At 73.1% G+C, this 11,897-nt stretch carries 12 protein-coding genes; 9 read left to right on the forward strand and 3 right to left on the reverse strand.

Going from position 1 to position 11,897, the window contains the following annotated elements; translation table 11 throughout:
- Positions 1 to 112 precede the first annotated feature (112 nt).
- Positions 113 to 1,435 carry a sensor histidine kinase gene (locus ACIQPR_RS19905; protein ID WP_403649961.1) on the forward strand — a complete coding sequence of 441 codons (1,323 nt, stop codon included), beginning with the start codon at positions 113 to 115 and terminating at the stop codon, positions 1,433 to 1,435.
- Positions 1,432 to 2,088 carry a response regulator gene (locus ACIQPR_RS19910; RefSeq protein WP_403649963.1) on the forward strand — a complete coding sequence of 219 codons (657 nt, stop codon included), beginning with the start codon at positions 1,432 to 1,434 and terminating at the stop codon, positions 2,086 to 2,088. The genes ACIQPR_RS19905 and ACIQPR_RS19910 overlap by 4 nt, the downstream gene beginning before the upstream one ends.
- A gap of 129 nt (positions 2,089 to 2,217) precedes the next feature.
- Here the strand turns inward: ACIQPR_RS19910 and ACIQPR_RS19915 are convergent, their stop codons facing one another.
- Positions 2,218 to 2,970, reverse strand: a complete 753-nt coding sequence (locus ACIQPR_RS19915; RefSeq protein ID WP_403649966.1) for an enoyl-CoA hydratase/isomerase family protein — start codon at positions 2,968 to 2,970, stop codon at positions 2,218 to 2,220.
- A gap of 171 nt (positions 2,971 to 3,141) precedes the next feature.
- On the opposite strand from ACIQPR_RS19915, the gene ACIQPR_RS19920 reads away from it, so the two are divergent.
- The 6 genes from ACIQPR_RS19920 to ACIQPR_RS19945 all read left to right on the forward strand — a co-directional run bounded on the left by ACIQPR_RS19920 (position 3,142) and on the right by ACIQPR_RS19945 (position 8,762).
- Complete coding sequence (locus ACIQPR_RS19920; protein WP_403649969.1) at positions 3,142 to 3,987, forward strand: TetR family transcriptional regulator; 846 nt, start codon at positions 3,142 to 3,144, stop codon at positions 3,985 to 3,987.
- 57 nt (positions 3,988 to 4,044) lie between these two features.
- A complete protein-coding gene (locus tag ACIQPR_RS19925; protein WP_403649972.1) occupies positions 4,045 to 5,526 on the forward strand; it encodes a purine-cytosine permease family protein in 1,482 nt (493 codons plus the stop codon).
- Entirely contained in the window at positions 5,523 to 6,077 is a 555-nt protein-coding gene (locus ACIQPR_RS19930; protein ID WP_403649975.1) for a cysteine hydrolase family protein, read from the forward strand. Before ACIQPR_RS19925 ends, ACIQPR_RS19930 begins: the two co-directional genes overlap by 4 nt.
- Positions 6,074 to 6,781 carry a GntR family transcriptional regulator gene (locus tag ACIQPR_RS19935; protein ID WP_403649977.1) on the forward strand — a complete coding sequence of 236 codons (708 nt, stop codon included), beginning with the start codon at positions 6,074 to 6,076 and terminating at the stop codon, positions 6,779 to 6,781. Before ACIQPR_RS19930 ends, ACIQPR_RS19935 begins: the two co-directional genes overlap by 4 nt.
- A 65-nt stretch (positions 6,782 to 6,846) precedes the next feature.
- The gene (locus ACIQPR_RS19940) at positions 6,847 to 7,851 is read left to right on the forward strand and encodes an ADP-ribosylglycohydrolase family protein (protein ID WP_403649980.1); all 1,005 of its coding nucleotides are present in this window, start codon (positions 6,847 to 6,849) and stop codon (positions 7,849 to 7,851) included.
- Positions 7,848 to 8,762 (forward strand): PfkB family carbohydrate kinase, encoded by a 915-nt coding sequence (locus tag ACIQPR_RS19945; RefSeq protein WP_403649982.1) that lies wholly within the window; start codon positions 7,848 to 7,850, stop codon positions 8,760 to 8,762. Before ACIQPR_RS19940 ends, ACIQPR_RS19945 begins: the two co-directional genes overlap by 4 nt.
- A 13-nt stretch (positions 8,763 to 8,775) precedes the next feature.
- On the opposite strand, the gene ACIQPR_RS19950 is transcribed toward ACIQPR_RS19945, so the two are convergent.
- A complete protein-coding gene (locus tag ACIQPR_RS19950) occupies positions 8,776 to 10,197 on the reverse strand; it encodes a family 2B encapsulin nanocompartment shell protein (protein ID WP_403649984.1) in 1,422 nt (473 codons plus the stop codon).
- Positions 10,198 to 10,564: 367 nt separating this feature from the next.
- Here ACIQPR_RS19950 and pqqB point away from each other — a divergent pair, with 367 nt between their 5' ends.
- Positions 10,565 to 11,419 (forward strand): pyrroloquinoline quinone biosynthesis protein PqqB, encoded by an 855-nt coding sequence (gene pqqB / locus ACIQPR_RS19955; protein ID WP_403649987.1) that lies wholly within the window; start codon positions 10,565 to 10,567, stop codon positions 11,417 to 11,419.
- A 12-nt stretch (positions 11,420 to 11,431) separates the two neighbouring features.
- On the opposite strand, the gene ACIQPR_RS19960 is transcribed toward pqqB, so the two are convergent.
- Positions 11,432 to 11,833, reverse strand: coding sequence for a MarR family winged helix-turn-helix transcriptional regulator (locus ACIQPR_RS19960; RefSeq protein ID WP_403649990.1), 402 nt, complete (start codon positions 11,831 to 11,833; stop codon positions 11,432 to 11,434).
- Positions 11,834 to 11,897: the final 64 nt, after the last annotated feature.

Below are 11,897 nucleotides of genomic sequence, written 5' to 3' on the forward strand. Positions count from 1 at the left end.
CGTGCGCCCCGAGCACCCGCTCGATCGGTACGGCCGCACGACCCCGTCCGCCGGTCCCCACTCCCCCCAGGGATCGGCGGACGGTCTTCCCCGCACCGCGGAGGCGTACATCGTGACCTCATCCCCGCCGACGAGGCTGGCAGCCGATCCCGCGGCCCTGCTCAACGCGCCCGAGCACCGCATGATCGTCCGGCTGGTGGGCTGGTCGACCCGACTGCACCGGGCCGACCGGGCGCATCCGGGGGTCAGGCGCTGGGGGTTGCCGACCCTGCTGGCCGTGTTCGGCCTCCCGGCCCTGGCCGAGGCCGTGGACGGCGACGGGTCCGGTGTCCCCACGGTGGTGGCGCTGGTGCTCGGGCTCACCGTGCCGCTGCTGTGGCGGGAGCGCCGGCCCGCTCCGGTCTTCGCGATCATCTCGGTCGTGTCGCTGGGGGACATGGCCACCGGCGTGATGGCCGGCTCGAACGCCGGCCGTCTGGTGGCGCTGTACAGCGTGGCCCGCCTGGGGACCTCGGCCGAACTGGCCTTCGCTCTCGCGGTCAGCCTCCCCGAGGCGGTCCTGACCGGCCTGCTCATCTCCTCGTACGGTCCCACGTCCTATCTCACGCAGGTCCCGGCGATGGTGATCGTGCTGGTCGTCGGCACCCTGGCCGCGGTCGGCCTGGGGCTGGCCGGCCGGATCGTCCGCGCCTACGTCGCCGCCCTGGAGGACCGCGCCGTACGGCTGGAGACGGAGCGCGACCAGCGGGCCCGCCTGGCGGTGGCCGGGGAACGCGCCCGGGTCGCCCGGGAGATGCACGACATCCTCGGCCACACCCTGTCCGTGATGGTCGGACTCGCGGACGGCGCGGCGGGCCTGGCCGAGACCACGCCCAGGCGCGGCGCCGACACGCTCCGGATCATCGCCGAGAGCGGTCGCGGCGCCCTGGCCGAACTGCGCCGCCTGCTCGCCGTCGTCCGCGCCGACGACGAGAAACCGGACGAGTCGCCGCTCGCCCCGCAGCCGGGGCTCGCCGACCTCGACGCCCTCCTGAACCGGGTCAGGGCCGCGGGCCCCACCGTCACCCTGCACACCGAAGGCGACCTGACCGGCCTCACCCCGGGCTTCCAGCTCACGCTCTACCGCATCGTGCAGGAAGCCCTGACCAACACCCTCAAGTACGCGGCCTCCGACACCCTGGTCACCGTCGTCATCACCCTCGACTCCGACGTCGTCCACCTCACCGTGGACGACAGCGGACCGGCCACGGCGCCCCGCAAGGGCGACCGGAGCGGCGGCGGCCACGGTCTCGTGGGCATGCGCGAACGGGCCGCCCTCTACGGCGGACAGATCGCCGCGGGCCCCAACTCCCGCGGCGGCTGGGCCGTCCGCGCCCGGCTGATCCCGACCCCGCTCACCCCCGCCCCGGCCCACACGGAGAACCGACCGGTATGACCACTGTCCTCATCGTCGACGACCAGTCCCTGCAACGCCTCGGCTTCAGCATGCTCCTGGAACAGCACCCCGACCTGACCGTGGTCGGCGAGGCCACCCACGGCGCCGAGGCCATCCGCAAGACCGCCGAACTCCGTCCCGATGTCGTGCTGATGGACATCCGGATGCCCGGCATGGACGGCATCGAGGCCACCCGCCGCATCGTCCGGTCCGGAGGCCGCTCCCATGTCCTGGTCCTGACCACCTTCGACCTCGACGAGCACGCCTACGCGGCCCTGCGCGCCGGCGCCAGCGGGTTCCTGCTCAAGGACGCGCTGCCCGACGAACTGGTCGCCGGCATCCGCGCGGTGGCCGCCGGCGACGCGGTCATCGCCCCCGGGCTGACCCGTAAGCTCCTCGACACCTTCGGGGACCGCTTCCCCGGCCGGACACCGGACCAGGAGGAGATGCTGTCCAGCCTCACCCAGCGCGAGGGCGAGGTGCTCAAGGCCATCGCCTCCGGCTGGAGCAACCTGGAGATCGCCGAGCGGCTCAGCCTCGCCGAATCGACCGTCAAGACCCACGTCAGCCGCATCCTCGCCAAGATCGGCGCCCGCGACCGGGTCCAGGCCGTGATCTTCGCCTACGACACCGGACTGGTCAGGCCCGCATGACCGGCCCGGCGCTCAGGTTCCTCCCAGGGACCTTTCAGCGCCGTCGGCGGGTCGGCGGACTTCTCCGGCGGCCCCGGCGGGGGCTGGTACAGGTGACCGACCAGATCCTACGCCCGCCCGCGCTCTCCCTCAACGACCGGTGAACGCCTCGATCAGCGCCGTGGCCTCCGGCCGGGCCACCGCTTCCGCGATCACCCGGGCCTCCGCACGGCCGACCCGCTCCCGGGAGGACTCCTCGGACCGCAGCAGCAGCTTGGCCTGCCCCAGCGCGAACGCGGGCCCGGCCGCGAGGCGCGCGGCGAGCCGCCCCACGTGCTCGTCCAGGTCGCCGTCCGCCACCACCTCGGTGACCAGCCCCCAGCCGAGGGCCTCGGGCGCGCTCAACACCCGTCCGGTCAGGGCCAGTTCGAGGGCACGCTGGCGGCCGACGGCCCGGGGGAGCAGATAGGACACCCCGCAGTCGGGGGTCAGGCCCACCCCGGAGTACGCGAGGACGAACCGCGCCTCGGCCGCCGTGACGACCACGTCGCAGCTCAGCATCAGGGCGAGCCCCGCCCCCGCGACCGGTCCCCGTACCGCGGCGAGCACCGGCTTGGGCAGCGCGGTCAGTTCCCGGAAGACCTCGGCCAGCGTGGTGGCCAGTTCGGCCACATACTCGGGCCGGTCGGGGGCGTCCAGCATCGAGCCCAGGTCGCCCCCGGCGCAGAACCGGCCGCCCGCGCCGGAGACGACCACCGCCCGCACCCCGGGGTCGGCGGCCTCGCGCACCGCCTCGCCGAGCGCGTGGGCGGTGGGCAGGTCGAGGGCGTTGGCGCGGTCCGGGCGGGCGAGGACGATCCGGGCGACACCGGCTGCGTACTCGTAGCGGACGAGGTCGGTCATCTGTGTCTCTCTTCCGCTCCAAACGTACGAGCGCTCGGTCGGTCAGTGTTTGGAAAGCATGAATCAGCGGCGACTGAGCAGTCAATATGTGAGTCGATGGCTGTGCCGTCGAGGAGTGAGTCGAGTGTTTAGGAATACTGAACACTCAAGAAGGAGTGGACGGAGGCGCGGATGGCCACGAACGGACCGGGGGCCCGGGTGCGGGCGGCACGGCAGGCGAAAGGGGTCGGCCTGCGGGCGCTCGCCGGGCTGATCGGGGTCAGTCCGGCGACCCTGAGCCAGATCGAGAACGGTCGCACCGGACTGAGCGTGGCCCGCCTGGACGACATCGCCGACGCGCTGCACACGACGGCGGCCCGGATCCTCGCGGGCGCGGACCTCCCGGCGGCCGGGTGCACGGAGAAGGACGCCGGTACGGGCTGGCGGGCCTACGGTCCGCTCGACCTTGATCCGGTGCTGGCCGCCGCGCTCGCGGAGTTCCTGGAGGTCGGCTACCACGGCGCCACCGTCCGGGACATCGCCGCACGGGCGGGGCTGTCCGTCTCCGGGATGTACCACTACCACGCGAGCAAGCAGCGGATGCTGGTCGGCATCCTCGACCACACCATGACCGACCTCCTGGCCCGTGCCCGGGCGGCGCGCGCCGAAGGGCGCGACCCGGTCGAACGGTTCGCGCTGCTCGTCGAGAACCTCGCCCTCTTCCACACCCACCGGCGTGAACTCGGCTTCGTCGGCGCCAGCGAGATGCGCGGTCTGGAGGCCGCCGACCGGGACCGGATCGCCCGGCTGCGCACCGCCCAGCAACGCCTGGTCGACCACGAGGTCGAACAGGCCGTCGCCGAGGGCAGGTTCCGCGCGGACCATCCGCACGAGGCGGCCAGGGCCGTGGTCACCATGTGCACCGCCCTGCCCACCTGGTGGCGTCCGGGCGGCCCCAGCGGCCCGGAGCGGATCGCACGGCAGTACGTGGGCTTCGCCCTCGACCTCATGGCACCGCCGGACGGCCGTCGCTCTTGACGCCCGTCAGCACCGCACCTAGCCTCGGCTGAACACGTCTAGACAGGTAGGTCGACGATGGCGGACTCCCAGACTTCCCAGTCCCGGCAGCTTCAGGTCGAGACCCACGGCCTCGACGTGATCGGCGACGCCGAACGCAAAGGCACCCCGCGCACGCTGTTCTGGCCCTGGTTCGGGGCCAACGTCTCCATCCTCGGACTCAGCTACGGCGCCTTCGCGCTCGGCTTCGGGATCTCCTTCTGGCAGGCGCTCGTCGCCGGGGTGATCGGCATCGTGTTCTCGTTCCTGCTCTGCGGCTTCATCGCGGTCGCGGGCAAGCGCGGCTCCGCGCCCACCATGGTGCTCAGCCGCGCCGCCTACGGCGTCCGCGGCAACCGCCTGCCCTCGGTGATCTCCTGGATCCTCACCGTCGGCTGGGAGACCGTCCTCACCGCCCTCGCGACCATGGCCACCGCGACCGTCTTCGACCGGCTCAGCTGGGGCGGCGGCACCGAGACCAAGGTCGTCGCGCTGATCGTCGTCGGCGCGCTCATCGTCGTCGGCGGAGTCATGGGCTTCGACCTGATCATGCGGCTCCAGACGGTCATCACCGTGGTCACCGCCGTGCTCACCGTCGTCTACGTCGCCCTCGTCGCCGACCACATCCACTGGAGCACGGTCAGTGCCGTACCGGCGGGCTCCGCCCAGGAGTTCATCGGCGCGCTGGTGTTCATGATGACCGGCTTCGGCCTCGGCTGGGTCAACGCCGCCGCCGACTACTCCCGCTATCTGCCCCGGAGTTCGTCCAGCAGAGGCGTGATCGGCTGGACCACGTTCGGCGCCAGTGTCGCTCCGCTGCTCCTGCTGGTCTTCGGCCTGCTGCTCGCCGGTTCCTCCAGCACCCTCAACAAGGCGGTCGCCGCCGACCCGATCGGCGCGCTCACGACGATCCTGCCCACCTGGTTCCTGGTCCCCTTCGCCGTGGTCGCCGTGCTCGGCCTGGTCGGCGGCGCGGTCCTCGACATCTACTCCTCCGGCCTGGCGCTCCTCTCGGCCGGCCTGCGCGTGCCGCGCTATCTCGCGGCGCTCGTCGACGGCGTCCTGATGATCGCGGGCTCCATCTACATCGTGTTCTTCGCCGACGACTTCCTCGGCCAGTTCATGGGCTTCCTCACCACCCTCGGCGTCCCCATCGCCGCCTGGTGCGGCATCATGCTCGCCGACCTCGCGCTGCGCCGCCGCGACTACGACGAGGCCGACCTCTTCCGCCCGGCCGGCCGCTACGGCGACGTACCGCTCACGCCCCTCCTGCTCACCCTCGCCGCCACCGCGATCGGCTGGGGCCTGGTCACCAACACGGCCGCCAGCTGGCTGACCTGGCAGGGCTACCTCCTCGCCCCGCTCGGCCTCGGCGGCAAGTCCGGCGCCTGGGCCTACGCCAACCTCGGCGTCCTGGCCGCCCTCGCCCTCGGCTTCCTCGGCACCCTGGCCCTGGACCGAGGCCGCGTCCGGCGCCAGGAGCGGCAGGCCGCCGACCCCGAGGCGGTGGCCGCCGTATGACCACCGTACCCGGCCACCTCGCCGTCATCGACATGCAGCGCGTCTTCGCCGAACCCGACAGCCCCTGGGCCACCCCCCGCTTCGAGGAGGCGGCGGCGGGCGTACGACGGCTGCTGCCGGCCTTCGGCCAGGACGTCACCTTCACCCGCTTCCTGGCCCCTGACAAGCCCGAGGGCAGTTGGCGCGCCTACTACGACCAGTGGCCCTTCGCCCTCCAGCCGCCCGACGCCCCGCTCTGGCGGCTGACCGACGAATTCGCCGCCCGGGCACGGCACTTGGTGGACGCGCCCACCTTCGGCAAGTGGACCCCGGCACTCGCCGAACGCGTCGCCCCCACCGGCCGCCTCGTCCTGGCCGGAGTCAGTACGGACTGCTGCGTGCTGTCCACGGCGCTCGCCGCCGCCGACGCCGGAGCCGAGGTGCTGGTCGTCGCCGACGCCTGCGCGGGTGTCGACGACGAGTCCCACGCCAAGGCGCTGCACGTCATGGACCTCTACCGCCCGCTGATCAGGGTGGTCACGGCCGGCGAGGCGATCGGCGGGACCGCATGACCGGCATCCGCCTCAAACACCAGCGCATCACCGAGGTCCTCGCCAAGGAGATCCGCAGCGGCCACCGTCCCGCCGGAGAGCAACTGCCCGGCGAACACGCCCTGGCCCAGCGCTTCGGCGTCAGCCGTACGACCGTCCGCGCGGCCCTCGCCGAACTCAGCGAGGCGGGCCTGATCGCCACCCGCACCGGCAAGGGCTCCTACGTCCTCTTCGACGGCCGCCCGCTCGACGACAGCCTCGGCTGGGCCCACGCGCTCGCCACCCAGGGCATCGACACCCGGGTCAGGACGCTCGCCGTGGACGCCCGGCGGGACGAGGAGCTGGCCGGCGAACTCACCCTGAAAACGGCCGAGTTCGTGTGCGTGGAGCGGATACGCGAACTGGCCGCGGACGCGGTCGTCGTGTCGTACGAACGCAGTTTCCTGCCCCCCGTGCCCGGTGTACGGGACCTGCCGACGCGCGGTCTCGGACAGGAGTCGCTGACCGATGTCATGCTGCGGGCCGGACTCCGCCCCGACCACGGCGAACAGCGGGTCGGCGGACGGCGGATCGACGGCCGGGAGGCGGAACTGCTGCGCCGCGAACCGGGGGACTGGTTCCTCGACACGCGCCGTACCAGCCGGGCCGCCGACGGCTCCTTCGTCGAGCACGTCGTGAGCCTCCTCGACCCCGACCACTTCCAACTCACCCTGGCCTTCGGCTGAACCGCCGAAACCGCCGAAACCGCCGAACCGGTGAACAACCGCCGATCGCGCCCAGGAAAGCACCCATGACCCTCCAGAGCCGTGCCACCGGAGCCCTCCACGGACTCGCCCTCGGCGACGCCCTCGGCATGCCCACCCAAATGCTCTCCCGCCCACAGATCACGGCCCGCTACGGCCCCTTCCTCACCGGCTTCCACGCGGCCGACGCCGACCATCCCCTGGCCGCCGGAATGCCCGCAGGAGCCGTCACCGACGACACCGAACAGGCCCTGCTGCTGGCCGAGTTGCTGCTCGACGGCAAGGGCCGCGTGGACCCGGCGGAACTGGCCCGGCGCCTGGTCGCCTGGGAGGACGACATGCGGGCCCGGGGCTCGCTCGACCTCCTCGGACCCTCCACCAAGCGGGCCGTGGAGCAGGTCCTCGCGGGCACCCCCGTCGACGAGGTGGGCCGCCACGGCACCACCAACGGCGCGGCGATGCGCATCGCCCCCCTGGGCATCGCCGCGCCGGCGGCGGACCCGGCCGCACTGGTGGACCGGGTGGTGGAGGCGAGCAGCCTCACCCACAACACCGGGGTCGCCCTCGCCGGTGCGGCGGCGGTGGCCGCCGCCGTGAGCACGGGACTTGACGGGGCGTCGGTCCCCGAGGCGATCGAAGCGGCCGTGGCGGCGGCCCGGTCGGCGGCGGGGCGCGGACACTGGGTGGCCGCCGCGGACGTCGCCGAACGGATCGTCTGGGCGACCGGCCTCGTCCGGGGGCTCACGGCGGACCAGGTCTGCGAGCGGGTCTACGCGCTGGTCGGGACGAGCCTCGCCACCCAGGAGTCCGTACCGGCCGCCTTCGCCGTCCTGGCCTCCTGCCCCGACGACCCCTGGCGCGCCGCACTGCTCGCCGCGTCGGTCGGCGGCGACTGCGACACCATCGCCGCCGTCGCGGGCGCCGTCGGCGGCGCCTGCCACGGCGTGGACGCCTTCCCGGCCGACGCGCGGGAGACGCTTCACCGCGTCAACCCGGGACTCGACCTCGACGTGACGGCGGCGGCCCTGCTGGAGCTGCGGGAGCGGACATGAGCGCACGGCTCTGGCACCTGGGCAACGTCGTCGTGGACCTCGTCCTGGCGGTCCCGGCCCTCCCCGAACGCGGTGGTGACGTCCTCGCCACGCGCGCCGAACGCACCCCCGGCGGTGGCTTCAACGTCATGGCCGCCGCTGCCCGGCAGGGACTCCCCGTGACCTACGCCGGAGCGCACGGCACCGGGCCCTGCGGGGAGCGGGCCCGGGCCGCGCTGCGGGCCGAGGGCATCGACGTGCTCCTCGCCCCGCGCCCGGCGGCGGACACCGGGTTCGTGGTGTGCCTGGTCGACGCGGGCGGTGAGCGCACCTTCGTCACCAGCCCCGGCGCCGAGGCCACCCTCACCGCCGCCGACCTCGCCGAACTCCGGCCCGCCGCGGGCGACTTGGTGTACGTCACCGGATACAGCCTGCTGCACGACAGCAACCGGGCCGCCCTGCTCGACCTGCTGCCGCGACTGGACCCGGCCGTCACGCTGGTCGCCGACCCGGGCCCGCTGGTGGCCGAAATCCCGGGCGCCGCACTGGAGTTGCTGCTCGCGCGCGCCGACTGGTGGAGCTGCAACGCCCGCGAGGCCGCGTCGCTCACCGGTCTCGACGACCCGGCCGAGGCCGCCCGTGCTCTCCGATCCCGCCTGGGGCGTGGCTCGGTGCTGGTCCGTACCGGTCCCGACGGGTGTGTCGTCGGCCGGGACGGACTTCTGGTCGGAGTCCCCGGGTTCGCCGTGGACGCCGTCGACCTCAATGGCGCGGGCGACGCGCACACCGGTGTGTTCATGGCCGCGCTGGCCCGGGGGCTCGACCCGGTGGCCGCTGCCCGCCGGGCCAACGCGGGCGCCGCGCTGGCCGTCACCGCGTCGGGTCCGGCGACCGCGCCGGACGCGGCACGGCTCGACGCGTTCGTGAACTAGCCGTGTCCCACTGTCAGTTGCCGTCCCGGCGGGAGACCTCCACGTTCTCCAGAATGCCGATCGCGTCCGGTACCAGGACCGCCGCCGAGAAGTAGGTACTCACCAGGTAGGAGATGATCGCCTGCTCGTTGATGCCCATGAACCGTACGTTGAGGCCCGGTTCGAGCTCGTCCGGGATGCCCGTCTGGTAGAGGCCGATCACGCCCTGGTCGTCCTCGCCGGTGCGCATCGCGATGATCGACGACGTACGGGACGCGCTGACCGGGATCTTGCCGCACGGCAGGAGCGGTACCCCGCGCCAGGCCGGCAGATGGTGGCCGCCGACGTCGATGCCGCTGAAGTAGACGCCCCGTTTGTTGCACTCGCGGCCGAACGCGGCGATGGCCCGCGGATGCGCGAACAGGAAACGGGTGTCGCGCCGCATGCTCAGCAGCTCGTCCAGGTCGTCGGGGGTCGGCGGCCCGGAGTGGGTGGAGATCCGCTGGTCGTAGTCGGCGTTGTGGAGCAGCCCGAAGTCCCGGTTGTTGACCAGCTCGTTCTCCTGCCGTTCACGCAAGGCCTCGACGGTGAGCCGGAGTTGCTGCTGGGTCTGGTTCATCGGCTGGTTGTAGAGGTCGGTGACACGGCTGTGCACCTTCAACACGGTCTGCGCGACGCTGAGTTCGTACTCGCGCGGCGCGAGGTCGTAGTCGACGAACGTGCCCGGCAGGTCCGGCTCGCCCACATGCCCGGCGCTGAGCGCGATCGCCGCCTCGCCGAAGGTGTTGAGCGGACCGGGCTCGTCCCCGGCCCGCGCCTCGACATGCGCGCGCAGCTCCGCGTGCCGGTCCGCGACCGCCTGGTACGCCGCGTGCGGCAGCGCCAGCACGGTGGTGGCGGTCGCCGCGCGTGCCGTGAACTCCCAGGCGCCGTCGCCTTCGGCGAGCACCTGTCCGCCGAAGGTGTCCCCGTCGGCCAGCAGCCCGACGACCGCCTCGTCGCCGTAGGGCCCCTCCCCGAGCTGCTCCACCTTGCCGTGCGCGACCAGGAACACCGAGTCGGCCGGCTGGCCCGACTGGACGATCAACTGCCCCGCCGCGTAGTCGCGTTGCTCGAACCGCTCGGCCAGCGCGCTCAGCGCCTCGTCGTCGGCGAAGCCGCGCAGCAGCGGCAGTTCGGTCAACTCGGCCGGGACGACCCGCACCTGCGCGCCGGTCTGCACGAACGTCACGCGTCCGTCGCCGCGCGTGTACGACAGCCGGCGGTTGACGCGATAGGTGCCGCCGGGCACGTTCACCCAGGGCAGCATGCGCGTCAGCCAGCGGGAACTGATGCCCTGCATCTGAGGTTCGGACTTGGTCGTGGTCGCCAGGGTGCGTGCCGCGGCGGTGCCGAGGCTCTGCTGTTCCCGCTCCTCTGCGCCCGCCTCGGGCCCGGTACCGGTCTCGACCGACATGGTGCCTTCTCTCCTGTCGCACGGATGACGGAACGCCTCCGCCCCGTCACGTTCCGTGCGTACAGCTACCCGCCATCGGTCACGACGAGTGATGAACCCGGACGGCGGTCGAGGCACATGCCGCTCGCACGTGCCTCCGCACGACCCCCGGTTGACCCGGCATCACCCTTTCGGGGGATCCGGTCGGGGCGGCCCGCCGGAGTTCCGACCCGGTGACGGAGATCGGCCGGAACTGTCCCCTGCGGCGCGGTAGTCCGGCCTGTTTCGGAGGAAAGATCCCCCGGGGAGATTCGCCGAGTCGATTCCGATTCGGGCTCCGATTCCGGCTCCGAAGCCGATGCCGATCCTGCAAGGGGGCGCGATCGTCGTGAGGGTCGTCCTGCTCGGTACCGCCGCCGGTGGCGGTTTCCCGCAGTGGAACTGCGCCTGCGCGCTGTGCGCCGCCGCCCGCGACGGGAAACTCCCCTCGCGCACCCAGGACTGCGTGGCCGTCACCGGCAACGCGCGCGACTGGTGGCTGCTCAACGCCTCGCCCGACGTCCGCGTCCAGGTCGCCGCGACCACCGCCCTCCGGCCGGGACCCGGCCCGCGCGACACCCCCGTGCGCGGTGTGCTGCTCACCGACGCCGAGCCGCACCACGCGACGGGGCTGACCGCGCTGCGCGGAGCGGCGGACCTCAAGGTGTACGCCCCGCGGCCCGTCCTCGCCGCGCTCGCCCCGGCGCGGGCCGTCCTGGACCGCTACGCCCCCTGGCAGTGGGCCGACAGCCTCGCCGACGGCGGGTTCGTGCTGGCCGGAGGGCTGGTCGTCACGGCCCGTCCGGTGGGCGACAGGCCGCCCGCGTACGTGCCGCCCTCCCGCCGGCCGGACGACCGCTGGACGGTCGCGTACCGCGTCGAGGACCTGGCGACCGGCGGGGCGTTCGTCTACGCACCGCGCGTCGCCGCCTGGACCCCCGCCCTGGACGACCTGCTGGAGACGGCGGACTGCGCGGTGCTGGACGGCACCTTCTTCGACGCGGACGACGCGGGGACCGGACAGCTGCCGGTCACCGGCCCCGGCGGCAGCCTCGCCGCTCTCGCCCGTCATGCCGGGGTCCGCCGGATCTACACCCACCTCGACCACACGAACCCGCTGCTCGACCCCGACTCGACGGCGTGGGCACCGGTGACCGGGGCGGGGGCCGAAGTGCTCATGGACGGAGCCGGGTTCGTGGTGTGAGCCGGGCGGCGGCTATCGCCCCGTGTCGCCCAACATCCGCGCCAGCACGTCCCGTTGCAGCGGCAGCACCCGCGTGTGCAGGTCACGGCCCTTGCGGGTCAGCGCGACCCACACCCCGCGGCGGTCCTCGACGCACACGGAGCGTTCCACCAGGCCGTCCTTCTCCAGCCGGCCGATGAGGCGGGAGAGCGCGCTCTGGCTGAGATGGACCCGGCCGACCAGGTTCTGCACCCGGCACTGGTCGCCGTCCCGGGGCGCCTGGGAGGCGAGCATGTCCAGCACCTCGAAGTCGCTCGCGCCCAGTCCGTGCGGGTGCAGCACACGGTCGATCTCGCACATCGTGCGCGCGTGCACGGACAGGATGTCCCGCCACTGGTCCTCTAGCTGCCGGGCTCCGGCCGACTTCACCGCCATGTCCGCACGGTAACACCGATCCGGCCAATCGTTGAGTCTGCAACTAGTGTGTGTGCAAGCAGCG

This window comes from Streptomyces sp. NPDC091280, from assembly GCF_044768565.1.
GTDB lineage: Bacteria > Actinomycetota > Actinomycetes > Streptomycetales > Streptomycetaceae > Streptomyces.